This is a genomic window from Olsenella sp. AGMB03486, from assembly GCF_040884255.1.
In the GTDB taxonomy this organism is placed as follows: Bacteria; Actinomycetota; Coriobacteriia; order Coriobacteriales; family Atopobiaceae; genus Olsenella_L; species Olsenella_L kribbiana.
Genome location: NZ_JBEVTM010000014.1, coordinates 37,628 through 64,261 on the forward strand (window position 1 = coordinate 37,628; position 26,634 = coordinate 64,261).

The 26,634-nt window shown below is 57.5% G+C and carries 24 protein-coding genes; 13 read left to right on the forward strand and 11 right to left on the reverse strand.

Features of this window, described 5'->3' with window-relative positions:
* The first annotated feature begins 35 nt into the window (after positions 1-35).
* Complete coding sequence (locus ABVS03_RS07940) at positions 36-1,022, forward strand: helix-turn-helix transcriptional regulator (protein ID WP_368018684.1); 987 nt, start codon at positions 36-38, stop codon at positions 1,020-1,022.
* Positions 1,015-1,941 carry a helix-turn-helix transcriptional regulator gene (locus ABVS03_RS07945; RefSeq protein WP_368018685.1) on the forward strand — a complete coding sequence of 309 codons (927 nt, stop codon included), beginning with the start codon at positions 1,015-1,017 and terminating at the stop codon, positions 1,939-1,941. The genes ABVS03_RS07940 and ABVS03_RS07945 overlap by 8 nt, the downstream gene beginning before the upstream one ends.
* A gap of 44 nt (positions 1,942-1,985) precedes the next feature.
* On the opposite strand, the gene ABVS03_RS07950 is transcribed toward ABVS03_RS07945, so the two are convergent.
* Both ABVS03_RS07950 and ABVS03_RS07955 read right to left on the reverse strand, forming a co-directional pair.
* Positions 1,986-4,937 (reverse strand): helicase C-terminal domain-containing protein, encoded by a 2,952-nt coding sequence (locus ABVS03_RS07950; RefSeq protein WP_368018686.1) that lies wholly within the window; start codon positions 4,935-4,937, stop codon positions 1,986-1,988.
* A complete protein-coding gene (locus ABVS03_RS07955) occupies positions 4,937-5,893 on the reverse strand; it encodes a D-alanine--D-alanine ligase (protein WP_330973010.1) in 957 nt (318 codons plus the stop codon). The genes ABVS03_RS07950 and ABVS03_RS07955 overlap by 1 nt, the downstream gene beginning before the upstream one ends.
* 116 nt (positions 5,894-6,009) lie before the next feature.
* Between ABVS03_RS07955 and rlmN the strand changes: the two genes are divergently transcribed.
* On the forward strand, positions 6,010-7,089 hold the full coding sequence (gene rlmN / locus ABVS03_RS07960; RefSeq protein ID WP_368018687.1) for a 23S rRNA (adenine(2503)-C(2))-methyltransferase RlmN: 1,080 nt from the start codon (positions 6,010-6,012) through the stop codon (positions 7,087-7,089).
* A 73-nt stretch (positions 7,090-7,162) separates the two neighbouring features.
* Here rlmN and ABVS03_RS07965 read toward each other — a convergent pair whose 3' ends face one another.
* The 9 genes from ABVS03_RS07965 to rpmH all read right to left on the reverse strand — a co-directional run bounded on the left by ABVS03_RS07965 (position 7,163) and on the right by rpmH (position 13,570).
* Positions 7,163-7,408, reverse strand: a complete 246-nt coding sequence (locus tag ABVS03_RS07965; RefSeq protein ID WP_368018688.1) for a hypothetical protein — start codon at positions 7,406-7,408, stop codon at positions 7,163-7,165.
* Positions 7,408-8,241: a ParB/RepB/Spo0J family partition protein gene (locus ABVS03_RS07970; RefSeq protein WP_368018702.1), complete on the reverse strand. Its 834-nt coding sequence runs from the start codon at positions 8,239-8,241 to the stop codon at positions 7,408-7,410. Before ABVS03_RS07970 ends, ABVS03_RS07965 begins: the two co-directional genes overlap by 1 nt.
* Before the next feature lie 31 nt (positions 8,242-8,272).
* A complete protein-coding gene (locus tag ABVS03_RS07975) occupies positions 8,273-9,073 on the reverse strand; it encodes a ParA family protein (protein ID WP_368018689.1) in 801 nt (266 codons plus the stop codon).
* Between the two features lie 1,544 nt (positions 9,074-10,617).
* Complete coding sequence (gene rsmG, locus ABVS03_RS07980; RefSeq protein ID WP_368018690.1) at positions 10,618-11,361, reverse strand: 16S rRNA (guanine(527)-N(7))-methyltransferase RsmG; 744 nt, start codon at positions 11,359-11,361, stop codon at positions 10,618-10,620.
* 89 nt (positions 11,362-11,450) lie between these two features.
* Positions 11,451-12,026 (reverse strand): protein jag, encoded by a 576-nt coding sequence (locus ABVS03_RS07985; protein WP_368018691.1) that lies wholly within the window; start codon positions 12,024-12,026, stop codon positions 11,451-11,453.
* Positions 12,027-12,082: 56 nt separating this feature from the next.
* Positions 12,083-12,844 (reverse strand): YidC/Oxa1 family membrane protein insertase, encoded by a 762-nt coding sequence (locus ABVS03_RS07990; RefSeq protein WP_368018692.1) that lies wholly within the window; start codon positions 12,842-12,844, stop codon positions 12,083-12,085.
* Between the two features lie 20 nt (positions 12,845-12,864).
* Entirely contained in the window at positions 12,865-13,104 is a 240-nt protein-coding gene (yidD, locus tag ABVS03_RS07995; RefSeq protein ID WP_368018703.1) for a membrane protein insertion efficiency factor YidD, read from the reverse strand.
* Positions 13,104-13,427 carry a ribonuclease P protein component gene (rnpA, locus tag ABVS03_RS08000; RefSeq protein ID WP_368018693.1) on the reverse strand — a complete coding sequence of 108 codons (324 nt, stop codon included), beginning with the start codon at positions 13,425-13,427 and terminating at the stop codon, positions 13,104-13,106. The genes yidD and rnpA overlap by 1 nt, the downstream gene beginning before the upstream one ends.
* 8 nt (positions 13,428-13,435) lie before the next feature.
* Complete coding sequence (gene rpmH, locus ABVS03_RS08005) at positions 13,436-13,570, reverse strand: 50S ribosomal protein L34 (RefSeq protein WP_330972859.1); 135 nt, start codon at positions 13,568-13,570, stop codon at positions 13,436-13,438.
* A gap of 445 nt (positions 13,571-14,015) precedes the next feature.
* Here rpmH and ABVS03_RS08010 point away from each other — a divergent pair, with 445 nt between their 5' ends.
* From ABVS03_RS08010 to ABVS03_RS08055, 10 genes are all read left to right on the forward strand, one after another.
* Positions 14,016-15,251, forward strand: a complete 1,236-nt coding sequence (locus ABVS03_RS08010; protein ID WP_368018694.1) for an ATP-binding protein — start codon at positions 14,016-14,018, stop codon at positions 15,249-15,251.
* Between the two features lie 93 nt (positions 15,252-15,344).
* Positions 15,345-16,868: a chromosomal replication initiator protein DnaA gene (gene dnaA, locus ABVS03_RS08015; protein ID WP_330972857.1), complete on the forward strand. Its 1,524-nt coding sequence runs from the start codon at positions 15,345-15,347 to the stop codon at positions 16,866-16,868.
* 251 nt (positions 16,869-17,119) lie between these two features.
* The gene (gene dnaN, locus ABVS03_RS08020) at positions 17,120-18,220 is read left to right on the forward strand and encodes a DNA polymerase III subunit beta (RefSeq protein ID WP_368018695.1); all 1,101 of its coding nucleotides are present in this window, start codon (positions 17,120-17,122) and stop codon (positions 18,218-18,220) included.
* Between the two features lie 3 nt (positions 18,221-18,223).
* Positions 18,224-19,315, forward strand: a complete 1,092-nt coding sequence (locus ABVS03_RS08025) for a DNA replication/repair protein RecF (protein WP_368018696.1) — start codon at positions 18,224-18,226, stop codon at positions 19,313-19,315.
* Positions 19,302-19,934: a hypothetical protein gene (locus tag ABVS03_RS08030; RefSeq protein ID WP_368018697.1), complete on the forward strand. Its 633-nt coding sequence runs from the start codon at positions 19,302-19,304 to the stop codon at positions 19,932-19,934. Before ABVS03_RS08025 ends, ABVS03_RS08030 begins: the two co-directional genes overlap by 14 nt.
* 181 nt (positions 19,935-20,115) lie before the next feature.
* Positions 20,116-20,388, forward strand: a complete 273-nt coding sequence (locus tag ABVS03_RS08035) for a hypothetical protein (RefSeq protein WP_368018698.1) — start codon at positions 20,116-20,118, stop codon at positions 20,386-20,388.
* Positions 20,385-20,672 (forward strand): hypothetical protein, encoded by a 288-nt coding sequence (locus ABVS03_RS08040; RefSeq protein ID WP_368018699.1) that lies wholly within the window; start codon positions 20,385-20,387, stop codon positions 20,670-20,672. The genes ABVS03_RS08035 and ABVS03_RS08040 overlap by 4 nt, the downstream gene beginning before the upstream one ends.
* A 583-nt stretch (positions 20,673-21,255) precedes the next feature.
* Positions 21,256-23,205, forward strand: a complete 1,950-nt coding sequence (gene gyrB / locus ABVS03_RS08045) for a DNA topoisomerase (ATP-hydrolyzing) subunit B (protein WP_368018700.1) — start codon at positions 21,256-21,258, stop codon at positions 23,203-23,205.
* A 112-nt stretch (positions 23,206-23,317) separates the two neighbouring features.
* The gene (gene gyrA / locus ABVS03_RS08050) at positions 23,318-26,071 is read left to right on the forward strand and encodes a DNA gyrase subunit A (protein ID WP_368018704.1); all 2,754 of its coding nucleotides are present in this window, start codon (positions 23,318-23,320) and stop codon (positions 26,069-26,071) included.
* 197 nt (positions 26,072-26,268) lie between these two features.
* Positions 26,269-26,634: hypothetical protein (locus ABVS03_RS08055; RefSeq protein WP_368018701.1), on the forward strand; the 366-nt coding region annotated here is incomplete at its 3' end.

The following is a 26,634-nucleotide window of genomic DNA, read 5'->3' on the forward strand; positions in this document are numbered from 1 at the left end:
GTGAGAAATCTGCAAGAGACAAGCGAGGGGAAGCCATGGACGATACGCCAGATACCGAGGATGAGGTGCGCCTGAACACGAAGGATGAGGCAGCCAGGCGCGTCGCGTCGCTCGCGCTCGAGCTCATCAATGCCCGGCGCCCCCTCGAAGCCACCTATATCAATGCACATATATATCCAGACCTTGACCGGAACTCCTTCTTCAGGGCCTTGGGGCGTGACTGCGAGAGGCTCGCTGCCTGCGGCATGCATGTCGTGAAATCCACGCAGAATGACGAGCAGCTCTACCAGATCGACGAGAAGAACTCCTTCATAGGAGATGCGAAGCTCACCCAGGAGGAGGCACTCGAGCTCCAGGTGCTGCTCTCCCCGCAGGTCGCAAACCCCGCCTTTCCGCTTGCAGACGAGCTCGGGATGGCGCTCCTGAAGATCGACCGTTCCTTCGCAGAGCAGCCGCTCGTGAGCACAAGGCGTCCCAAGAAGGGTCCTGACCGCACGCTCCAGATGCTCCGCGATGCCTATGGGCAGCACCTGCTTGTCGAGGTAGGCTACTGCGATGCGGCAGGGGTGAAGAGCACGAAGATTCTCGCTCCCTATGGCTTCTACAGCTTCCGCGATACGCTCTACTGCGTCTGCGCAGAAGAGAAAGGCAGCAAGCTCGAGGAACCCAGGACCTACCGGATCGACCGCATGGAAAAGCCGAAGATCCTCTCCGGCAGAAGCTATACGGTGCCGGACAGCTTCGAGATCGATGACTACCGGGCGCTCCCCTTCCAGATGGGACCAACGGTCGGCACGGCAGTCTTTGCTGCTCAGCATCCACAGCCAGACCTCGTCTCCCTCATGAAGGCGCATGGCACGCTCGAGGAAGAGGAGGATGGGAGCTCCATCTGGCAGGTCCCCGCCAGCTCCTGGGAAGCAGCAGCATCCTGGGGCATAGCGCAGGGACTCATCCCCCAGAAGCCAGAAGAGCTGATCTCTGCTGCGAAAGCCTGCCTTGAAGGAGCGATTGCCCATGCCTAGCGGACGTACAAGCAACATCCAGGAGATACGCGAGCTCGTCGCGCTTGCAGGAGCCCTCGCCCAGGCAGGCGACACGATCACCGCCGATGCAATAGCGGCGCGCATGGGCATCTCGCACGCAGAGGCCGAGCATTACCTCAAGCTGCTGCTCACGGCAGGAGATGCAGAAGGAACCTATCTCTCCCTCTGCATTCCGGATGATGAAAGCGAAGTCACGCTCGCCTTCGATGGCGGCATCAAGGGAAGGCCGCTCCGCCTCACGCTTGCAGAGACCCATGCGGTGCTTGCAGCGCTCAATGCCTGCGGCGTGCCGGAAGACGATGAGCTGCGCCAGAAGATTGCCACAGGCTTCGGCCGTGCCAATGTCACGCCTGCCACGATCGAGCGCCAGCTCGAGCCCCTTGCCTCGCCGGAGGAGCACGACGTCCTCACCTCCATCTCGGAGGCCATGATCCACGGCAAGGCGCTCTCCTTCCTCTATCAGGGGACGAAGGATGATGCACCAAGACACCGTCATGCCCTTCCCCAGGAGCTCTCCCAGAAGGATGACGCCTGGTATCTCGACGCCTTCGATCTCGACAGGCAGGAAGAGCGCTGCTTCAAGATCAAGCGCATGGATGAAGCGGAGCCTGAAGAGGTGCCCGAGAATCTTGTCAGCGCCCCTGCCAAGACAGAGGCAGAGCCAGCACGCATGGTGAAGCTCACCTTCCCGGATGAGCACTACCTTTCGCTTTTCGCCTGGCCAGGGCTCAAGATCTCGAAGAATGCCAAGCCTGTGCAGGGACGCATCCCCTACTTCGGCACCATGTGGCTTCCGCGCCAGCTTGCAGGATGCGCCGGCAAGGTCGTCTGCCAGGACGAAGAGGTCGCAGAGAAGATGCACAGCTATGCAGAAGGGCTCCTTCACCAGCTTTCCTAGCTGGGGAAGGAGCCCTTCTGGCTTCTTCTTATATATATGTAGGGCTACTGCTTCTCGTGCGAGGAGCGCCACATTTCGAGATAGCGGCCGATATGTTCGCACTCGAGCTGCGTCCGTGTCTTCGAAGGCATGGAGTTAATGAAGTCGCGACCATAGCGCTTCTGCACAAGACGCGAGTCGCAGAGCACAAGCACGCCCGTATCTGTCGAGGTACGGATCAGGCGTCCTGCTGCTTGCTTCACGGCAAGCACGGCCTCGGGCAGCTGGTAGCGCCACCAGGCACGCTGCTCGCGTACCTCCCGCTCCTGGACCAGCGGATCCTGCGGGCTTGCAAACGGCAGCTTCGGCACGACAACGCAGCGCAGCGTATCGCCTGCAGCATCGAAGCCTTCCCAGAAGCTCTTGAGCGCAAAGAGCGAGAGCGACTTCTCGCTGATGAAGCGCTCACGGAGCTGGCGGGGAGATGACCTTTTCTCCTGGCACACAAGGTCGAGCCCGATCTCCGCAAGACGGGGCTGGAGGCCTTCGAAGACCTTCTCCATCTCGCGGCGGTTCGTGAAGAGCGTCAAGACCGAGCCATCCATCGCCTTGTGGATATCGAAGAGCACATCCTCGAGCGCCGGGAGATAGCCTGGATTGGACGGCTGCGGCAGGTCCTTTGCCACGACGACTGCCATATTGCTGTCGTAGTCGAAGCTCGACGAGAGCTGCACATCGCGATAGGCAGACTCAGGAAGCCGGTCGAAGCCGACAGCATGGTTGAAGTGGGCAAAGCTCTTCCCCACTGCAATCGTCGCCGACGTGAAGACGGCACTCATCGTATCCGGCAGCCAGTTTTTGGAGAGGTCCTGGCCGATATCGATCTTCTCGGCCACGAGCTTCTCCGAAGACCCCTGGCGCTTCCTGCTCTGGAGCTGGGCGGAATAGACATAGGCAGGATCTGGCTCAAGGCAGATGAGGCGGATGCTCTCGGAGAGATCCTTAAGGAACCTGCCGGATTCGCCGAGCTCGTTTCCTGCCTGGGCGGAGGTCAAGGAGACCGTCGTCTGGGCTTCGGACAGAGCCTTTCCTGCCTGGTCGAGCCGCTCATGAGCATCCTTTGCCGCAGCGGCAATGGCCTGCCACTCCTTGGAGGCGCGCACCTTCTCGTCGATCCAGAGGGTCGACCCTTCATAGGCAGAACCCTTCACAAGATGGTGCAGGTCATGAATCGCAGCAAAGAGCTCGGAGGTCACGACAGAGGCACGCTGCACCGCAGCAGATGCCTTCGTAATGAGCCCCAGGGCCAAAGTCGAACCAGGCTGTGCCGCGACCTTGATCATCGCATTGTGGATGGCGCCTGACTTTGCACCGCCAAGAAGCTCGAAGGCAGCACGCGTGTCATCGGAGGATACCTCGACTGCCCACTGGCGGCGTGCCTCAGACTCGAAGGCATGGGCCTCGTCAATGACCCAATGGCGTATGGGGGGCAAGATCCTGCCTTCCGAAGCCACATCACGGAGCAGGAGCGAATGGTTCGTCACGACCACGTCGCCCGAAGCAGCAAGCCTCCTTGCTGCATAGACGACACATTCCTGTGGGAAGAACGGGCAGCGGGTGCGCAGGCACTCGTTCGAGGTCGTCGTCAGCATGCTTCTCGGCACGCATCTCCAGCGGATGCCGAGGGCGTCGAGATCGCCTTCCGGCGACTGCGCAACAGAGGCATAGGCCACAGCCAGAGCTGTCAGCATGTCGGAAGCAATGCCCGTGGCGGTGCGTCCGGGATTCGTGTCGAGAACCATATCGAGAGGCAGATCCTCTTCTGCCGAGCGCTGCATGCGGTGCAGGCACGGATAGTGCTCATAGCCTTTGAGTGCATGGAAGGAGACGCCTTCCGGCAGTGCCTGGTCGAGCGCCGGCAGCTCGTGTGCCATGAGCTGGTCGGTCAGGGCATTCGTCTTGGTAGCAACGCCGATCGTGACGTTGTTCCTCTGTGCGAAGAGGATCTCCGGCAGAAGGTAGGCAAGCGACTTGCCGACGCCGGTGCCTGCCTCGATGGCACGATGGGTCGAGGTCGCAAGCGCGCTTCTGACCTCTTCTGCCATAGCAAGCTGCTCAGGCCGTGCCTCATAGCTCCCGTACATGGCAGCTATCGGACCATCGGGTGCGAAGTCTGCCTTGATCTCTGCCTCCGAAGGGGCCGTGAGCGGGCCGTCGATCTCCTTCGCATCGGCACGATCTTCGACCGTGACCTCGGAAAGGAGGTTGCGGCGCACCTGCTTCAGGTTGAATGCCGTCGCATCGTCCGTGCCCGAGAGATAGGAGAAGATGGGGCGGTATGCCCAGGTGGCATCCGGATGGAGGTCTGCGAAGAAGGCAAGGAGGCCCTTCGGCATATCAGCGAGCCCGCAGAGGATGATGGGCCACATGCCTGAGAGTGCATCTACATCGTCCATAGCGCGGTGGGTCACAGAATCGCAGCCGAAGGCCTGGGCCATGGCAGAGAGCCTATGGGTCGAGAGGCTCGGCAGCGCGATACGCGAGAGCGCAAGCGTATCGATCCAGTTGTCGGAGACAGAAGATCCTCCCGGCACGGACTCCACGAACGTGCGGTCGAAGGTCGCATTGTGCGCAAGGACGAGGTCTCCCCCGACGAACTCGGCAAGACCCGCCACGGCATCGGCGGGCGACGGCGCATCGGCCACATCGGACTGGTGGATGCCGGTCAGGGCCACGATCTCGGGAGGGATCAGGCCTTTGGGACGCACGAAGGTATGGTAGCGGTCGACAACCTTCTTGCCGGAGAGGCGGGCACAGGCAATCTCCAGGAGCTCGCAGTTCTTGAAGGAAAGACCGGTGGTCTCGGTATCGAGCACCACCAGGTCTTCCTCAAGAGGTCCGAAATCCTTTTCCTGTGCGCGCTGGGCAAGGGTCAGATAGTTCTTCCTGATGCTCGGAGGCGTGTTCGGCAGGAGCAGGCTTTCGAGCGTGACGGACGTATCGTCGGTACCAGACATCAACGCTCCTCGAGTGCCCACTCCACGAAGCGGGTGCAGAGCTCGGAGAACGGGATGCCCGCAGCACGGGCGGCATCAGGAAGGAGGCTTCTCTCCGTCATGCCCGGAATCGTATTGATCTCGAGCAGGACCGGCATGCCGTCCTTCTGGACGATGAAGTCGCAGCGGGAAGCATCGCGGCAGCCAAGGGCGCGGTGCGCACGCTTTGCGAACTCCTGTGCCATAGCGGTAGCCTCAGGCGTGAGGCGGGCAGGCATGATGTGGTGGAGCGAGCCCGGCTCATACTTGACCTGGACGTCGTAGAACTCGGCGTCGTAGGCAATCTCGATGATCGGGAGTGCCTGGAGCTCCTTGTTGCCAATGACAGGGACCGTGATCTCGGTGCCCTCGATGCAGGACTCGACAAGCACGTTGTCGCCCTCGGAGGACGCAAGCCTGATGGCAGGAGCAAGCTCTTCCTCTGCTGCGACGCGGGAGATGCCGAAGGAGGAGCCATTGGCAGACGGCTTCACGAAGAGCGGAAGGCCGAAGCGCTCGACAAGCTCATGGCAGAGGGCAGGATCGTCTGCAGCGGAAGCCTCGACGACCGTGCCATCAGGTACCGGGATGCCGGCCGCGCGGTAGATCTCCTTGGCAGCATCCTTGTTCGTGCCGAGAGCAGAGGCAAGGACGCCGGAGAACGTATACGGGATATGCAGGATCTCGAGCAGGCCCTGGATGCAGCCATCCTCGCCATAGCGTCCATGCATAGCAAGGAAGGCAACATCATAGTTGCCGGACGAGATCTTGGAGATGAAGTCGGAATCTGCAACATTCATGAGCTCGAGGTGGGCAAAGCCTGCCTCCTCGAGGGCGTGCATGCAGTTCCTTCCGGAATCCATCGAGATATCGCGCTCGTCCGACCAGCCGCCAGCCAGCACTGCGACACGGAGCTGCTTGATTTCATCCCTCGTCATGTGAACTCCTTTGAGCCCTCACGCTCTGATGAGCAGCAGGGCGAAGATGTGAAACAATGTACTGAGTTACTAGAGGATACATCTCCTCAGCCACCAAACGGAGAAGAGAGAACCATATGGTTTCAAACCAGAAAAGTCCTACGTCAGGAGAGAGTCCTGCCGCACGTCCCGATATCCATACGCTTTCGCACAAGCGGCTCGCAGAAGTCATCGAGGAGCTCGGAGAGCCAGCGTTTCGCGTGAAACAGATCGAGTCCTGGGTCTGGGAGAAGAATGCCCAGAGCTTCGACGAGATGACGAACCTGTCGAAGGCACTGAGGGCAAAGCTCGAAGAGCGCCTCTCCATGGGCAACGCTGTCGAGCTTGCACGCCAGATCTCTGCTGACGGCAGCCGCAAGTACCTGCTCCAGTTCCCCGACGGCACGACGGCAGAGTGCGTCGGCATGCCGACAAAGAACAGGCTTGCTGTCTGTGCCTCGACGCAGGCAGGCTGCGCTATGGGCTGTGCCTTCTGCGCGACAGGCAAGGCGGGACTCACCCGCTCGCTCACGTCCTCCGAAATCTACCAGCAGGTCATGCATGTCGCAGACGACTTCCAGACCCGTGTGACGAGCGTCGTCTTCATGGGCCAGGGCGAGCCTTTCATGAACTACGACAACACGCTTGCAGCGCTCAGGCGCCTGAACGACCCTGAGGGCGCTGGCATCGGTGCCCGCCACCTCACCGTCTCCACCTGTGGCGTCATTCCTGGCATCATGCGCTTCGCGAACGAGCCGGAGCAGTTCACGCTTGCTGTGAGCCTCCACTCTGCAAACCAGAGCACCCGCAACAAGCTCATGCCGGGCGTCAAGAAGTACTCGCTTGTCCACCTCTATGAGGTGATGGGCGAATATGTCGACAAGACCGGACGCCGCCCGACCTATGAGTATGCTCTTATCGACGGCATCAACGACAACGACGACGAGCTTGGTGCCCTCTGCGACTTCACGCGCGGTACGCTTGCCCATGTGAATATCATCCAGCTGAACGATGTTCCTGGCTCTCCATTCAAGCCCGCTACACAGGAGCGTGCAGAGCAGTTCGTGCAGCAGCTCGGGCGTGTCGGTGTCGAAGCAACGATCAGGAACTCCCGTGGCGCCGATATCGATGCGGCCTGCGGCCAGCTCTCTCAGAACTATTACCGCCAGCTTCAGTAAAGAATCTGCAGATAGACGAAGGGGTACTAGAACGTTTGTTCTAGTACCCCTTCTCATTAGCTGTTGGACCCGCTCAGTATCCGAGGCTTTCCCACTGCCGTTCGACCGCTTCGCGGTTTGCCTCATTCTCTTCAGCAGTCGGATCTGCCGGCTTGCTTGCAGCCACCATATCCTGGATCTTATTGACTGCTTCCGATACTGCATCCTTCATGCTTGAAAGCTTTGCCTTCGTCTCGGGCGTCAGGACATTGCGGTAGATATAGATGCCGCCTGCCACGAGGATGGCAGACTCGACCACGGTACGACGGAACTTGCCCATCACTCCCCCATCTCCGATCCTGCAGCACGCTGGAATGCTTCGATGATGCGTGCCAGATCGTCTTCATCTCCGAACTCGATCTCTATCTTATGCTTTCCGCCACGGGCATCTTTCACACGCACCTTCGTGTCGAGAATCTCCCTGAGCTCTCGTGCAGCCTGCTTGTAGCTCTGCGGTGTCGGCGGCTTGGGAGCTTTAGGCTCTTTGCTGACAGAAATCAGCGAAGCAAGGTTTTCTGTCTGACGAACCGTCAGATTCTCCTTTACGACACGCTCGGCAAGGGCGATGCGGCCTTCTTCGTCAGGCACTGCGAGGATGGCACGGGCATGCCCCGGAGTGATCTCTCCCCTTGCCAGATAGCCCTGCACCTCTTCCGGAAGATCGAGAAGACGGAGCGTATTGGCCACCGCAGAGCGGGACTTGGAGAGGACCTGCGCCACCTTCTCCTGCGTCCAGCCTTTCTGGTCGACGAGTTGGCGGAGGCCCTGAGCCTCTTCGACCGGATTGAGGTCGGCACGCTGGAGGTTCTCAATCAGAGCAAGCTGGAAGACATCCTCATCCGATATATCGCGGATGACTGCAGGGATCTCCTTGAGCCCAGCAAGCTTCGATGCCTGATAGCGTCTCTCCCCTGCCACAATCTGGTAGGTGCTGCCTGTCTTGCGTACAAGAATCGGCTGCAGCACGCCATGCTGCTTGATGGAATCAGCAAGCTCCTGGAGCTTCTCCGCATCGAACTCCTTGCGGGGCTGGTCGGGATTCGGCTCGATCTTGGAGATTGGCAGCGTTGCATCAGCCTTTGCGGGACCTACTTCAGCGTTGGCCTCTCCCATGAGGCTTTCGATGCCACGGCCAAGTCCTTTCCTAGCCACGACGTGTCACCTCCTTGGCAAGCTTCATATATGCAAGAGAACCCTTGTTCACACGCGAATACATCGTGATAGGAAGACCGTAGGATGGAGCCTCTGCTATCTTCACGGAACGCGGAATCATATTCTTGAAGACCTTGTTGCCAAAGAACTTGCGCACCTCGTCGACAACCTGCTTCGAGAGCGTCGTCCTCGAGTCATACATAGTCATGAGAACGCCAAAGACGTCGAGCTCTGGATTCAGATGCTCCTGAACCATATGCATGGACTCCATGAGCTTGGAGACGCCCTCCAGTGCATAGTACTCGCACTGGATAGGAATCAGGATGGAGTCCGCTGCCACGAGCGCATTTATGGAAAGCAGGCCAAGCGAAGGCGGGCAGTCGATAAAGACGAAGTCGAATTCATCCTTGATCTGATCGAGCAGGTTCTTCAGGCAGTACTCGCGCTTGTCGGTATTCACTAGCTCGATCTCAGCACCAGAAAGCTGCACGGTAGCCGGAACGACAAAGACATTCGGCTCGCAGGTATCCTGAATCATGGAATCGATAGGCTGATCATTCAGAAGGGCGTCATAGATATCGTATTCGAGCTCTTCCTTGTCAATCCCATAGCCAGATGTCGTATTGCCCTGCGGGTCGAAGTCGACAACCAATACCTTGCGCTTGTTCTCGCCAAGCGCTGCAGAGAGGTTGATGGCTGTGGTCGACTTCCCTACTCCGCCTTTCTGATTGATGATTGCGATGACATGCGTAGGCTTCTCTTTGTTGAAGCGCTTCTTGTCCTGATATCCCAAGTCTGCTCCATTTCGTCTGCATTCGCTTGCCGTACAAGGACTATCTTACCTTCTCAGAAGGCCAGCAATGGCTCTCCCCTCTTCGCTGCAGAGATTTTCTGTTTCACGTGAAACACGTATATATCTCCAAGTATTTAGCCAATGTCGCTCTTCCACCAATTGCAGATCTTCAAGATGCTTGTTCATCATGTTTCACGTGAAACATTATCTAATCCATCTCTCATGATGTGCTTCGATACAATTGAATGTACTGCTGATCTTCTTGCATGTTCCACGTGAAACAGATACATCATGTATCTTGTTGGTAGATATATGTAGAATCCGCAAATGAAAGACAGACACCCCATCAAAATGTTTCACGTGAAACTTATCCAATACCGTCTATTATGTGTAACCAGCCTGTCGAGTTCCTTGATGAGGATGTCGAGTTGACAAATCTACCTGTCGAGTTCACCAAGATCTGGCATCGTATACGCTTTGCATGTCTTTCGATAGATATATGCAGCAAGCCTGTAGCATTCGAGTATCGAAAATTTGCCTTTGCAAGATAGTACCAATGGAATTTAGCGTGTCTATCTATGAGCAATCGGCAACGTGACCTCAGAAAGATATTCTTAGTTAAGGCAACATCTACCTTGCTTTGGGTCTATTGACTAATCCAGTCATATAGAAATTATTAGGCTATAAGAGCTGCCTCATGGATTCCTTCATCCTGTTTCACGTGAAACATATCAACTCATGCCATTTCAAACCAGAACATGTGTATGTCGAGTTGATAGATCTACCTGTCGAGTTCGTTAGGCTCCAACGACCTTGCAGGCTATCGAAGTCAGACACAGACCGCGACTCATTTATATCAATCACATCTAAGGGCCTTATATTGAACATCTGCTGCTTGCAGACTTCATGTCAACAGCTGTATCACTCTGCAGATATTCAAGAGGATGTACACAGATGCGTGTTCATCATCAGCAAATTCACTGGGTCTAGAACACATGTATGTCAAGTTGATAGATCCACCTGTCGAGTTGGCGATTCTTGCCTCTACAAGGTTTCATACTTGTTCATATTCAAAGAGCGCAGAAGCAATATCTTCTGATAGATGCTGTTCATCTGACACTGCTACCACAGCGAAAGACAGGTTTCTATATTCAGTTTTCCAGCAAAGAAGCAAAAGCCGATTCGAGAGTCGGAGCAGTCTATAAAGCCTCACAAGGAAAGATGCTATTTAATCTAACAAGATACCTGTAGCATATCGAAGCTGCTTCAGCTGATTTCGTATGTACTGGGAGAAAGAGTCAGTGTAGGAGATTCGAGGACATCCAAGCAGCATAATCAGTTTGGTTCGTGGTGCAGCTGCAGATATATCTGAGGCGTGATACATTCATCTGCCGTCTTCGGAGAGCGTTTCTGGGCAGCATGAGGAAATACGGCTCTTACTTAAGAATAGAGCCGAAGCACCGATTGATGTGCTCCAGCTCTGCTCGATCAGACACTTTGTATTTCTCTCCGTACCAACCCAGTACGCTGATTGTTTGATAGCTCTATTTTCTCGTGAGCGGATGATGCTGTGCCATGCCAGCGCGGCGGGGAAGCTTGATCTGCGGATTCCTTTCGCGTGTATAGACGAGAAGCTCACGATGGCCCATATCATGAGGAAGCTCGATTGTTTCACGTGAAACAGCATCCATGCCGCAGAGCTCGGCAGCATACAGGCTGTCGTCGTACTCTTCATCCGAGAGCTGGCCCTTGCTCACAACAAGGGAGCCATGGCGGCAAAGAAGAGGAGAAGCGTATTCGATAAGGACAGAGAGGGGAGCGACAGCGCGAGCGACAACGGTACCAAACTGACGCTTGTTTGTCAGTGCAAGCTCTTCGGCCCTGACTGCATCAGCTTCGATCCTGTCATCTAAACCAAGCTTCACGAGGAAGTCTGAGACGGCAGCAATCTTCTTCTGGGTCGAATCGATGAGGAGACCCTGAGATTGGCTCATGATAGCCAGAGGGATACCAGGAAATCCTGCGCCGGTGCCAAGATCGAGATAGGGGAGATGCGTCTTCTTCTGGCTCTCCAGGAAAGAGGGGAGAAGCGTCAGCGAGTCCACAACATGGAGCGTGACAGCGCTTTCGGGGTCTGTGATCCTCGTGAGATTCATATGCTTGTTCATCTCTACGACGAGGTCGAGATGCCTGAGCAGGAGGTCTTCCTGCCTTTCATCCGCATCGATACAAATTTGATTCAACTCTTGATGCAACTGCTGCCGTACCGATTCTCTTTCCTCGAACATGCTTCCTCCTTCGTCGTCTCCATTGTCGCATAAAAGAGCGAGACCGCCGAAGCAGCCTCGCTCTTATCCATGCTCTATGTGTCCTGGAACTACTTGTTCACGAGCGTCACAACAACGTGGCGCATCGGCTCTTCGCCTTCGGAATGCGTGACGACGCTGTCATCGTCCACAAGTGTCAGATGCACGAGACGGCGCTCGTAGGCATTCATCGGCGGCAGGTTCACCGAGACGTGCTGCTTCTTTGCACGTGCAGCAGCAGAACGGGCAAGAGACTGCACCTTGTTCTTGCGGCGGCTCTTGTAGCCCTCGATGTCCACGACAATCGGATAATGGAAGCCGAGCGTGCTGCTCAGGAGCGAGGATACGACCATCTGGAGCGCATCGAGCGTGCGGCCATGACGGCCAATGAGCACAGCAAGGTCTCCGCCATTGATATCGAGGATGAGCTCGCCGTTGTCTCCGTCGTACTCATCGATGCTGATGCCGGTCTCACCGAAGTAGGAAAGGATGTCCTTGATCGAGCGGATGGCTGCATCGGCGACGAAATCGAGCTCGTCGTCGGTGAGCTCCTGGCCTGCCTCGTACTTCTCCTTGATCGTGGCAGCCATATCGGACGTGGCTTCGGCAGCATCCGCCTGAGCCTCGGCCTCGATTTCTTCCTCCATGTAACACCTCCTGGATAGAAAAAGTGCAGCAGGGCATGTGCCCTGCTGCGTGAATGCTAGTTCTTCTTGTGCTGGCGCTTCTTCTGCTCGCGGCGCTCGACCTCGATGACGCGGCCCTGCGCCTCCAGCTTGGCGGCCTGCTCGGCCTTGACCTTGTCCATGACCTTCTGAGTCACGAACTTCTGCTGGGCCACCTGCCAGATGGCAGAGGCATCGTAGTAGAGAAGGACGGCTGCCGGCACAGTCCAGCCGAACCAGACCATCATGACGGCCATGACAATAGCCATGATGAGGTTCTGGCTGCGCTGCTCCTCAGGCATGTTCTTCGCGTTCATGAGCATCGGAAGGAGCGTGAGCACGCCGAATGCTGCAACGAAGAGCACATAGGGGAGACCTCCGCCAAGCCAGCCGTAGTCAGCGACTGCCTGCGAAGGAGCGATCGAGATGGAAGGGAGGATGCCGTAGAAGCTTGCATCGGAAGGCACATTCTTCGCGACCGTGAAGAGTGCGAAGAAGACAGGCATCTGGATGATGATGGGGAGGCAGCCACCGAGAGGATTGAACTTGTTCTCGGAATAGAACTTCTGCATCTCCTCCTGCATGCGCTGCGGGTCGTCCTGATACTTCTCCTGGATCTCCTGCATCTTGGGCTGGAGCGCCTGCATCTTTGCAGACGATGCCGTGCTCTTCGTCATGAGCGGCATGATCAGAAGACGGATGATGACCGTCAGGATGATCACGGCGAGACCCCAGTCGCCGCAGAAGCTTTCGATGCCAGCGAGGATGCTGGTCATCCAGTTAATAAACCAATCCCACATCTTTCCTCCGTAGCCAGATATCAGGGAACCGGGTCATAGCCACCACGATGGAACGGATTGCAGCGCAGGATGCGCTTGAACGCAAGCCACGACCCCTTTGCAGCTCCGTACTTCAGGATGGCTTCTAGAGCATATTCGGAACATGTCGGCTCATAGATGCAGGAATCTGGCAGAAGGGGAGAGATGTAACGACGGTACCCCCTGACAAGAGAGGTAAGAATACGCGCTGCTGTGGACTGCTCGTTTTCTGCCTCCAGCATCATCGAACGCCCGCCTTCTTCAGAAGCTTCTGAAGGGCGGCGCCCACTTCGTCCGGCTTTGCATCATGCGTGTCGCGGGTCGCGAAGAGGATGATGTCATGCTTCTCCAGAGGCATCCCCGTCGTGCGGGCAGCCTCGCGCAGAACCCTCTTGCAGCGGTTGCGGAAGACCGCATTTCCGAGCCTTTTAGGCGCGACGAAGGCAATCCTGCCCGGATTGCCTTCGTCTGCCACGGCTACTGTCATGCGGACAAGCCGGTTTGTGTACCTGCGGCCACGCGAGAAGACCCGCTCAAAATCCTGTCTGGATTTGATGGTCTCCATTGATGCACCTAGACCGTGAGCCTCTTGCGGCCCTTTGCGCGGCGGCGTGCGAGGACCTTGCGGCCATTCTTGGTTGCCATGCGTGCACGGAAGCCGTGGGTCTTGGCACGGCGGCGCTTGTTCGGCTGATAAGTGCGCTTCATATCGTTTCCTCCTGTTAGAAGTACCAAAGGCATAGGTGCAATAGCCCTAAGATTGTAAGAGTCTTCCTGCGATGATGTCAATTTTTTGAGAAGTTCTCCTCAATTTCTTTTCTGCGCAAGACACGGCATCCATCCAGCGCGTCCTGAAACATTTCGCATGTTTCGACAACTTTCCATCCGGTGATGAAAATTTTCCTGCCAAAGCCGCGAATATTCGTCTGAGTTTTCATCTTTCATTCGTCACATGTTGAAAACTTACGATGGTCTTTTCGACGCTGTTTTCACAATGGCCGAAAACTTTCTTCCAGTTTTCTTTCTCCATGAAAGTTTTCTTCAATTGTTCAGCCATGGAAGAAAACCTTTCGCGTTCTTTCATCCGGGCCATGAAAATTTCTGCGCCGTAGTAAGCTAGGAAGGCATATTTCACGAGATAGGGAGGTGCGGGATGGCAGAAGATTTCTACCCGTTCGTCGAGAATCCGGGGTCGGCTGGAGACCATCCTGCACTCGAAGTCCACTATGCCGCACGCATCGCGGTCTACGACGATGCAGCTGCAGCGCCCAGGGTCGTCGTCGTGGAGCCGAAGGATGTCCGCACCTATCTCGAGGAGATCACAAGCGAGGTCACGCGCCTTTCCCATGAGCAGGGAGGCACGATCCCGTTCATGGTGATACGAGAGATTGTCGAGAACTTCATCCATGCCTACTTCATGGAGCCCACAGTCTCTATCCTGGACCACGGGATGACAATAAGGTTCTCCGATCAGGGGCCAGGGATCCAGCAGAAGGGGCGCGCCCTCGAGTACGGCACAAGCTCTGCTACAGAAGAGATGCGCCGCTATATCAGAGGCGTCGGCTCGGGCCTTCCTTATGTCCAGCAGTACATGGCCGACAAGGGCGGCACCCTCACGATTGCAGACAATATAGGACATGGCACGATCGTGACCATATCCATGAAGAAAAGTGCCGACACGGAAAGCGCTCCTGCCTCTCAGCAATCCATGCAGGCACAGCCCTCCCAGCAGCAGGCAGGCGCATACCCTGTACAGCAGCCATATCCCCAGCAGATGCAGCAGCAACAGGGCTATGCGCAGCAGGATCCCTACCAGATGCAGCAGGCTGCTTCCTGGCAGCAGATGCCTCAGCAGGCCAATCCCTATCAGCAGACATGGGGACAGAACCCGTATGGCATGCAGCCACAGCAGGGATACGCGCAGCACCAGCCCTACCAGCAGCAATATCAGCAGCCTTGGCGGCAGGCCTATCCAGGGGCTGCCCAGAACATGCAGCAGGGCATGCCCCAGCAGCCGATGCAGCAGATAGGCCAGCCTCAGGCGGGACCATATCCTGGCCAGCAGATGTGGCAGCAGGACCAGATGGCCCAGGGCCAGCAGGACGGCTTCCCGCAGCAGCAGGCACAGCCCCTGCCTGGCACGCAGCAGGCTCCGGCTTCCCAGAATTCCTTCTCAGGGCTCCATATCTCGGAGCGCGGGCAGTCGGCGCTCCAATATCTCAGCAGCCACGAGGCGGTAGGCCCCTCGAACCTTGTGAAGGCATATGGAGGATCCCAGCCTACCTGGTCGCGCGAGCTCAAGGAGCTCGAGGGCATGGGCCTCATCAAGAAGGATGGGCAGAAATACTATCTGACCGAGGTCGGAAACCTCTTCCTTGGCTCCCATTAGCTCAAAATGCAGCAATTTATAGTTTTCAACATGCCTTCGCTTGTTCTACAATGAGTTTTCGACAAATTGGCACCACACTCCCAAGGAGCAGGCATGGAGGTATCCGCAAACGAAGAGGCACGCATCCTCTGGGATGATGTCCTGGATCTTCTCAAGGCAAAGGAGCTCGCTCCTGCTGTCCTTGCCATGCTCAAGAGCTGCACGCCGGAGCGGATGGGGGAGGGCGAGTTCCACATCTCGACAACGACGCGCTTCGTGAAGCTCAAGGTCGACGAGAACCGGCCCCTCATCGAGGAGGCGCTGAAGGAAGCAGCCTTCGAGGATCTCACACTCGTCTGCGACCTCGGCGATGCGAAGAAGGTCGCCGTGCATACGAACTCCGAGGTCACGCAGGAAGAGCTCGACGGCTTCCGCCGCCAGCAGGAGCAGCCAGAAGAAGTGCCGGCACCTGCCTTTTCACCTGCCGCACCAGCTCCGAGCGCTCCCCAGAAGAAGGCACCTCTTCCTCAGGACAACCCCCTCATCGAAGCCATCCCCGAGAACGACTCGAAGCTCACATTCGACCGCTTTGTCGAAGGCGAGGAGAACCAGATCGCCCTCCAGGCAGCAAAGCAGGTCGCAGACGGCGAGAACAAGAGCTACAACCCGCTCTTCATCTACGGCAAGAGCGGTCTTGGCAAGACGCATCTGCTCAAGGCCATACAGAACTACATCGTGCAGACCCAGCCGCAGCGTGCCTGCGTCTACCGTACCGGCACAGAGTTCGTGAGCGACTATGTCCAGGCCATGACGGAAAAGGATGCAACGGCCAGAAGCGCGCTCGAGCGCCACTACCATGCAATCGATGTCCTCATCATCGACGATATCCAGCAGATGGTGGGGCGCGAAGGCACGATCAACTTCTTCTTCAACACGTTCAACTACCTGCGCGACCATGGAAAGCAGATCGTGCTTGCAGCAGACCGCTCTCCCATGCAGCTTGGCATGGGCACAGATGGCCTCGACGAGCGCGTGACCTCCCGCATCGACTCAGGCTTCACCATCGGCATCGAGCAGCCAAGCTATGAGCTCAAGCTGAAGCTCGTGAAGACGTTCTATGAGCGCATGCGCCAGGACGCGATAGACGAGCACATAGAGGATACGACAGGCGAGATCTCGGACGAGAACCTCGAGCTCATGGCAGAGAAGTCAGGCACGAACATCCGCGTGATCTCGGGCTTTGTCCAGTCCTGCCTCATGATGGCGCACAGGAAGGAGCTCAAGGGCGAGGAGCTCACGCGCGATGATGTCATAGCCCAGGCAAGCCTCAAATGGCCGACAGGGCAGAAGATCGTGACGATCGAGCAGATACAGAAGGCAGTGGAGGCCTACTACGGCGTCCAGCATACCGACCTCATAGGCTCCAAGAGGAACAAGGAGCTCATGGAGCCAAGGCATGTCGCCATCTGGCTCTCCCGCGAGCTTACCGACAACACGCTTGCCGATATCGGAAAGAAGTTCGGCGGGCGCTCCCATGCTACCGTCATGCACAGCCTGAAGTGGGTGGATGCCCTTCGCAAGGAGAACCGCATCTTCCTGCAGAAGGTCGACACGATCTCGGAGGAGATCACAGAGTAGGCAGACGTCTGTCACAAATCTTGCAGAGAAGCTGTCGAAACCTGTCAGCAACTCGGCATATCGTGGTGAAAGAGATTGTCAAGGGATTGATGAAAGGTGAAAGTGTTCAGGACCGATCAGTTTTCAACCACGTATGAAACAGGCTTCCAACAGGGAATATGCCAGGATTTCGACTTTTCAACAGGCCTTACTATGACTGCTATTTCTTTGTATCTTATATATCTATATAAATAAGAAAGGGGCAAGGACCTATGAAGTTCACCGTGAGCCAGTCTTCACTTGCACAGGCACTTGCAATCGTATCGAAGGGCATGGGATCGAACGCTTCCCAGCCCATCATCTCAGGCGTCCATCTCATTGCAGAGAACGGAACGCTCGAGCTCCAGACGACGGATACGACGATCTTCATCCGCCATTCCATCCCTGCCAATGTGGATGAGGCGGGAGAGACGGTGCTTTCGGGCAAGATCCTGATGAGCATCGTGAAGAATCTCGCTGATGCCCCGGTCTCTGTCGAGGGCGACGACCACAATGTGATGATCGCCTCCGGCAAGTCCTCATTCCGCCTCAACGCCCTCTCTCCCGAGGACTTCCCGTCCTTCCCGGAGTATGAGTTCGAGAATTCGGTCGAGCTCGACTCCGATGTGCTCCAGACGATGGTGGACAAGGTCTACAAGGTGACCTACAAGGACAACTCCCGTCCTATCCTTTCGGGCATCCTGACGACCGTCGAGGACAATACGATCCGCCTCGTCGCGACAGACTCCTACAGGCTTGCGGTCTGCGACACGAATGTCGATACCTCGAACGCAGAGGCCTTCCGCGCCATCCTTCCGGGTTCCGTATTCCATGAGGTGCTGGGGCTTCCGGGCATGACGGAGAAGATCTTGATCGGCATCACGCCCTCCCAGGTCGTCTTCCAGTTCGGCAACACCACCTTCATTGCCCGAAAGATCGAGGGCAACTTCCCGAACTACAAGCAGCTCCTCCCGAAGTCCTGCACAACGAAAGTCACGGTCAATGTCGCAGATCTTGCCTCGGCCCTGCGCCGTGTCTCTGTCATTGCCCTTGCGAACCCGTCGGTCCGCTTCGATATCGAGTGCGACGCGAAGCTTATGAAGCTCTCTGCCACCTCTCCCGACCAGGGCGATGCAACGGAGTATGTGAACATCGACGCCGAAGGCGAAGATCTCTCGATCGCCCTCAACTACCACTATGTGAACGACTGCATGAACGCCGTGTCCGACCAGGACGAGATCACGCTCGAGCTCCAGAGCGCGATGCAGCCGGGCATCTTCAAGAGCTATGCGAAGGTGAACTACCTCTATCTCCTCATGCCGGTCAGGATGTAGCGCGTGGGCCTCAAGGTCGAGACGCTCTCGCTCTGGAACTTCCGGAGCTTTGCTGAGAAGACGATATCCTTCGACGAGAAGATGACGATCATTGCAGGGCCCAATGCCGTCGGGAAGACGAACACCGTCGAGGCGCTCCAGCTCCTGACAGCTGGGTCCTCGTTCAGAAAGCCGACGGCGCAAGAGCTCCTGCGCGAAGGGGCAGAGGCAGGACGTGCCGATCTCTCCCTCAGAGGGGATGGCCGCGAAGTTGATGCGGCGCTCACGCTCAAGGAGGGAAAGCGCCGCTTCTTCTGGTGCGGCAAGCCCTGCCATGCGCATGACCTTTCCGGCAACCTCATGAGCGTCCTCTTCACGCCGGACGACCTCTCCCTCGTGAAGAGGTCCGCAAGCTTCAGGAGAGATGAGCTCGATGCCTTCGGTGCCCAGGTGAATAGGGGCTATGCAAAGGTGCTCCGCACCTATACAAGGGGAATCGAGCAGAGGAACAGGCTCTTGAAGGAGCCTTCCTTCGATATGGGCCTCCTCGATGCCTGGGATGCAAGCGTCGCGCTTGGAGCGGCAACGCTTCTCGTGCACCGCCTTGCGCTCTTCAAGAGGCTTTCTGTGGCCGCGCATGACATCTATGGACAGATTGCCCAGGAAGACCTCTCCTGCGCCTACAGAAGCTCTCTGGGGCCCTTGCCGGAGGGCGCCACGCGCGAGGATCTGGTCTTGCTCATGTCAGATGCTCTGGCAAAGGGCAGGGAGCTCGATCTCAGGCGCCAGATGAGCTGCGTCGGCCCCCACAGGGACGATATCGCCTTCGCGCTCGACGGACGCGATGCGAGAAGCTTTGCCTCGCAGGGACAGCAGCGCACGATCGTCCTTGCGTGGAAGATGGCAGAGGTCGAGGTATCGAGACAGATCCTCGGAGCATCTCCTCTGCTTCTCCTCGACGATGTGATGAGCGAGCTCGATGAGGGGAGAAGGCGGGCCTTGACCTCCTTCATGCAGGAAGAGATGCAGACCGTCATAACGACGACGAATCTGGGGTATTTCCCTGATGGGCTCCTGGAGCGTGCAAAGGTGGTCGAGATCGGTGAGCGAGGATAAGGATACGGAAGGCTATCCTGCCTTCGAGCCGACAGGCGCGGACGCGACCTCCCGCGAGGATTTCTACCGCATCTCGGAAGGTTCGGGCGAGGTCTCGATGAAGCGTGTCACGAAGGTGGATACGCTCCTGCGCGGCTACATGTCGGGGTCCATGAAGCGGGGCATGAGCATGCAGGCAAGGGCCTCTGCCGCCTGGTGGCAGGCAAACGGCGACCTCGAGCACAGGCATACCCAGGGCATCTACGTGAAGGAATTCAAGACGAAGGCCCCGGTGCTCTATGTCTACATAGACACTTCGGCGCTTCTCCAGGACTTCACGACGAACAAGGAGCTCTATCTCGCCCGTCTTGCGAACAGAGGCTTTGCGGCATCCGACATCAAGTTCCAGCTCTCGAGGAAAGGGAGAAAGAAGCCGCTTTCTCCTCAGGGCATGCGCAGGCAGGCAAAGCCCGTGAAGCCTGCTTCTTCCCTGGCACCGCTTGACGAGGGGACGTCTGCGGCGATAGATGCGGGATGCGCAGAGCTGCCGGATGGCCTCAAAGGGGCAGCTGCCCAGGCACTCAAGCTCATGCTCGAGCGGAGCAGGAGCGAGCAGAGCGGACAGGCTCATGAAGCCTGATGCCGCTGCTGATGGTGGCAATCCATGACCTGCCTTGCATGGCTGGCCGGAGACCGATTAAAACTTCAGATCTGATTTCGGGTGAGGTCACAAGGGATTCGCCTATCGCCACAAGGGGTGCTGGCAGCTTAATTACGTCTTACGAATGGGTATACTAAAAGCAGTGGACGGGAGGAGGCGTATGAAACCAGATGTAGAAATTCATCCCAATGCGCTTAAGCATATGAGCAGGGATGATGTGTTGGCGGCGTGGCAGTCGGTGACTAAATCGATCATGCGTGCAAGCGATGATGAACCGCCGCGCTGGTTATGCGTCGGTTGGCTTCCGAATGGCGTATCTGTCGAGATTATTGCAGTCGAACAGGTAGGCGGTTGGCTTATCATTCATGCCAACACACCAGTCCGGAAGAAATTTGCGAAAGAAATACGCGATACCGAGAGGAGGACAAGATGATTCAGAAGAAGCACTACACGCCGGACGGTCAGGAAATCACCGAAGAAATGATTAATCGTTGGAATGCATCCTATGAGAAAGGTGAGTTCCCTAAGGGTGAGCATACCGTTGGAGGCGTTGTCCATGGAAGGCCGCCGCTCTCGCAGGAAGGCACTGTCACTTTCTCGGTGAAGATCCCCGTCGGGATGAAGGCAGCAATCGAGCGTGCTGCAAAGGATGAAGGAACGACGCCGAGTGCCTTCGCTCGCGATGCATTTACTGACAAGCTTTTGGGGACCGCATAGGCGAGAGCGGAAGCTGGTCCTATCTCGTCAACAGATGCGCCAGAATGTGATATCCGACCATTCATATCGTATGTATGCCTGGCGCTTGCCCCGGCTCTGCAGGGTGCAAGAGATTTCGGAGACGGCGGGATTTCATGCATGCGGATCATGTCCTATGTCTGCAATGCAAGATGACTGATATGGGTATTGCAGCGCACATGGAGCATATGTCCGAGGGACGGTCTCACTTCTGCATCATAGGGAAATTCTTTGATAGGGGAGCTTCCGATGCGGTCTAGAGCCAGATAGAAACCTTCGGGTTTGCGGGACGGGATCGTGAAGAGCGTTCCCGCCCTATTTTTTATGTCCGGATGTGGTTGGAGTGTCCTTCCCGCTGAAGCTCATCTGACGGATTTCAGACAGCAATTGTCTCAAACAGGGTTAATGTATGCGCCAATCTGAAAAATGGGCTGAAATCGGCTCTCAGTGCCTCTAACGGGAAAATCGTTTGTGCGAAGCCTGCGTTATTTCTCTTGGCAGAAAGCTATTCTGCTCTGCACGTCATACCATAGAGCAGTCTGTACACGTGCATTTCGAAGAGAGGATGAGCGTGCCCAAGAAAGAAGAATACGGCGCGAGCAGCATCAAGGTCCTCGAAGGCCTTGAGCCGGTCCGCAAGCGTCCTGGCATGTATATCGGCTCCACGAGCGCCACAGGCCTGCACCATCTGGTCTGGGAGGTCGTCGACAACTCCGTCGATGAGGCGCTTGCTGGCTTCTGCACCAAGATCAAAGTGACGGTGCATCCCGACAATTCCATCACGGTCGAGGACAATGGCCGTGGCATCCCGGTAGCCAAGCACCCGCAGAAGAAGATTCCGACCCTCGAGGTCGTTCTCACGGTGCTCCATGCCGGCGGCAAGTTCGACAACAATGCCTACAAGGTCTCTGGCGGCCTTCACGGCGTCGGCGTCTCTGTCGTCAATGCCCTTTCCAAGCGCCTGGTCGTCACGGTCAAGCGCGATGGCGGAATCTACCAGATGGAGTTCGCACGCGGCAAGACCGTGAAGAAGATGGAGCAGATCGGCACCTCGAAGACGACCGGCACGACCGTCACGTTCTGGCCGGATGACGAAATCTTCGAGACGACGGTCTACAACTACGACACGCTGCATGACCGCCTGCAGGAGACGGCCTTCCTGAACAAGGGCCTCAAGATCATCCTCACGGACGAGCGCGAGCTCACGCCGCGCGTCGACGAGTTCTGCTACCAGGGTGGCATCATCGACTTCGTCAAGTTCCTGAACAACGAGAAGGAGATCCTGCCTGGCTGCTCCAAGCCCATCTACATCGAGGGCAAGACCGACCCTGACACCCCGCTCGAGAAGAAGGGCGAGGTCGAGGTTGCCATGCAGTGGAATGCCGGCTATTCGGAGAATGTCATGGGCTTCGCCAATGACATCTACACCGAAGAGGGCGGCATGCACATCGAGGGCTTCCGCACCGCTCTTACCAAGGTCATGAACGACTATGCGAGGAGCCACAACCTGCTGAAGGAGAAGGATGCCAACCTCACGGGCGACGATATCCGCGAGGGCCTCTGCGCCATCGTCTCCGTCAAGCTCCCCGATCCCCAGTTCGAGGGCCAGACGAAGGCAAAGCTCGGCAGCTCCTACATGCGCACGCTCACGAACCGCATCGTCTCCCAGGGGCTTTCCGACTACCTCGAAGAGCACCCGAACCAGGCGAAGGAGATCTTCAAGAAGGCCTCCCAGGCAGCACGCGGACGCCTTGCCGCCCAGAAGGCACGCCAGGCAACGAGAAGGCGCGGCCTCCTCGAGACGGCGTCCCTTCCTGGCAAGCTTGCCGACTGCTCCGTGCGCGAGGCAGCCATGACCGAGCTCTTCATCGTCGAGGGCGACTCCGCAGGCGGCTCTGCAAAGATGGCACGCGACCGTTCCATCCAGGCAGTGCTTCCGCTTCGCGGAAAGATCCTGAATGTCGAGCGCGTCCAGGAGCACAGGGCTCTCTCCTCCGACACGATCCAGTCCCTGATCACGGCCATCGGCACGGGTGTGGGCGAGGAGTTCAACATCGAGAAGGCCCGCTATCACAAGATCGTGATCATGACGGATGCCGATGTCGACGGCGCCCACATCAGGATCCTCCTTCTGACGTTCTTCTTCCGCTTCATGAAGCCCATGATCGAGGCAGGCTACATCTACGTGGCGCAGCCCCCTCTCTACCAGCTGAAGCCCAAGGGCAAGAAGCATGGCAAGTATCTCTATACGGATGAGGAGCTCGCCCTCGAGGCCAAGAAGTTTGAGGATCCGACGAAGTACACCGTGCAGCGCTACAAGGGTCTCGGCGAGATGGACCCTGAGCAGCTCTGGACGACGACCATGGACCCGAAGAACCGCATCATGCTCAAGGTCACGATCGACGACGCGATGGCAGCAGAGCGTGCCGTCGAAGACCTCATGGGCACCCAGGTAGAGAAGCGCAAGGACTTCATCCAGAACCATGCCAAGGACGTGCGGTTCCTCGACATCTAGCGAAAGGTGATACGTGGCTGACGACAACAACAAGCATCCAGGAGACGATCTCTTCGCAGGCGACGGGGACGACAACGAGACCCCCGAGCGCGGCGATGAGTTCGAAGACGACCTGGATGATACCGACGAGGACACGGAAGACCTGGATGGGTCTGACGACGATGACCTCGACGGCGACGACGATGAAGATGAATACGGAGATGAGGAAGAGGATACAGGCGAGGAGAATCTGAACCTCGCCGGCGCCAACCTCTCCCACACGATTTCGGATGAGGCAGGCACCCGCCTCGACCTCTCCGACATCCACGGCGGTGCGCTCAAGCCCGACGACATGGCAGAAGAGATGAAGGCCTCCTTCCTCGAGTACTCCATGTCCGTCATCGTGGCCCGCGCCCTCCCTGATGTGCGCGATGGCCTGAAGCCGGTCCACCGCCGCATCCTCTATGCCATGAATGAGGCCGGCATCACGCCGAACAAGCCCCACAAGAAGTCGGCATGGACCGTCGGCGAGGTCATGGGCAAGTACCATCCCCACGGCGATAGCTCCATCTACGACGCAATGGTCCGCATGGCACAGGACTTCTCGATGAGGCTTCCCCTCATCGATGGCCATGGCAACTTCGGCTCCATCGACGGCGATCCCCCAGCAGCAATGCGCTATACGGAATCCCGTCTGACGCGTGCTGCCATGGAGATGCTGGCCGACCTCAACAAGGAGACAGTCGATCTCCAGCCGAACTACGACGAATCGCTCTCCGAGCCTGCTGTCCTGCCTTCGGGCTTCCCGAACCTGCTTGTCAATGGCTCGAACGGCATCGCTGTCGGCATGGCAACAAACGTGCCTCCCCACAACCTCAAGGAGACTGTCGATGCGGTCTGCCTGATGATCGACAACCCCGACGTCACGACCGACGAGCTCATGCAGGTGCTCCCCGGCCCTGACTTCCCGACGGGCGGCATCATCATGGGCACCGATGGCATCAAGGAAGCCTATGAGACGGGCCGTGGCACGATCACGCTGCGCTCCAAGGTGCACGTCGAGCAGAACAAGAACGGGCGCCAGCGTCTCGTCGTGACCGAGATTCCGTATCAGGTCAACAAGGGCCTTCTCCAGGAGAAGATTGCCCAGGCCGTGAACGAGAAGAAGATCGAAGGCATCTCCGACCTGCGCGATGAGTCCAACCGCAAGGGCATGCGCATCGTCATCGACCTCAAGAACGGTGCGGTGCCTGAGGTCGTGCTCAACAACCTCTACAAGCACACCCAGCTCCAGTCGAACTTCGGTGTCATCGATATCGCCCTCGTGGACGGCGTGCCGAGGACGCTGTCTCTCCGCGAGATGATTCACTACTACATCGAGCACAGGGTCGACGTCGTGACAAGGCGCACGCAGTATGACCTCGACAAGGCGAAGAAGCGCGTCCATGTCCTCGAGGGACTTCTCATCGCTGTCGACAACATCGACGAGATCGTCCATATCATTCGCTCCTCCAGGGATGATGCAGAGGCAAAGAGGCGCATGAACGAGCGCTTCCAGATCGACGATATCCAGGGCGAGGCAATCCTCCAGATGAGGCTCCGCAGGCTCACCGGTCTTGCGCGTGACGAGCTCGTGGCCCAGATCAAGGAGCTCCACGAGATGATTGCCTACTACGAGGACCTTCTTGCCCACAAGGAAAAGATCTTGGGTGTCATCAAGGACGAGCTCCATGTGATCGCTGACAAGTACGGCGACAAGAGGCGCACGAAGATCAATGCCCATGCGGCAGAGAACCTCGATGTCGAGGACCTCATCGCAGAAGAGGACATGGTCATCACCTTCACCCATGCCTCCTACGTGAAGAGGCTGCCGGTCGCCACCTACCGCTCACAGAAGCGCGGCGGCAAGGGCATCCGCGGTGTGAGCCTCAAGGACAACGACTTCGTCGAGGATCTCTTCGTTGCCTCGACGCATGACTACATCATGTTCTTCACGAACAGGGGCAAGGTGTACCGCCTCAAGGTCCATGAGCTGCCGGTGGGTTCGCGCAATGCCCGCGGCACCGCTATCGTGAACCTGCTTCCGCTCGAGGAAGGGGAGCATCCGACAGCTGTCATCACCTGCCGCGACTTCCCGAAGGATGAGTACCTGCTCTTTGCCACGAAGCAGGGCGTCGTGAAGAAGACCGCCATGTCCGAGTACGACAAGACACGCCACGACGGCCTCATCGCCATCAACCTCAAGGGCGGAGATGAGCTCATCAACGTGCGCCGCGTCAAGCCGGGCGAGAAGGTCATCCTCGTCACGACGGACGGCAAGGCCATCATGTTCGACGAGTCCGAAGCCCGCGAGATGGGCCGTGCTGCCGGCGGCGTGCGCGGCATCACGCTCAAGAGCGATGCCACGGTTCTCGGCATGGAGATCACGAACGGCAACGGAGACCTCTTCGTCGTGACCGAGAATGGCTACGGCAAGAGGACGCCGGTGAGCGAGTACCCCGAGCACAAGCGTGGCGGCCAGGGCGTGCAGACCATCGCGATGACAGACAAGAAGGGCAAGCTTGTGGCCTGCCGTGTGGTGGGTCCGCAGCATGAGCTCATGATCATGAGCGAGTCCGGTGTCGTCATCCGTGTCCGCGCCAACGAGATCCCGCGTCTCAAGCGTGCGACCCAGGGTGTCCGCATCATGAACCTGCCCGAGAACGACCATGTAAGCGCCGTGGCACGCATGGTCGCGAAGAAGAAGCAGGCCCCGAAGCATGATTCGAACCAGATGGGCTTAGATCTTGCCGCTGCCGGCGCGAAGGAAGCAGACGACGAGGAAGCAATCGATATCGGCGGCGAGGAAGAGGTCGACGAGGATTCGATTGACGGGGACGAGGAATAGATTCCTCAAGCACCCATGCACTATCAGGGCTCTGTTCTCCGGAGGGGGGGCGGAGCCCTATTTTCGTAGCAGAGGGACTGACAAGTGCCTCTTGGAGGGACAGTTTTTATGGCAAGGGCCGATAGCTGGGCAAAGAGCCTCTGAGCTGTGCCATCATCAGACTGAAAACGAATCGGCGGCCATAGGCAGGAGCCTTCATGGATCTGGAGTTTCGCGAGATCACACGCGGCAATGGCAAGATATTCATCCATCTTGAGGGTGCAGGGACAGCGCAGCAGCTTGATGCCACATCCCATACTGGCGAGGGCAATGAGCTCCCTGCACGCGTGATTCCTGCTCCTGCCGGTGTCGAGGGTGCCGTGCTTGTCGTGCCCGTGACAGCCTCGGAGCAGACTGTTGAGGTCAATCTGGCCGACATGGGAGAGAAGCTGGGACAGCTTGTCCTTGCTGCTGAAGATGCGAAGCGCCGGTCCCAGAAGAACACGCTCTTCCGGAACAAGACTGCCCTTGCAATCAGGAACTGCGACGAAGGAATTGCCTGGAAGAAGGGCAATATTGCCCTT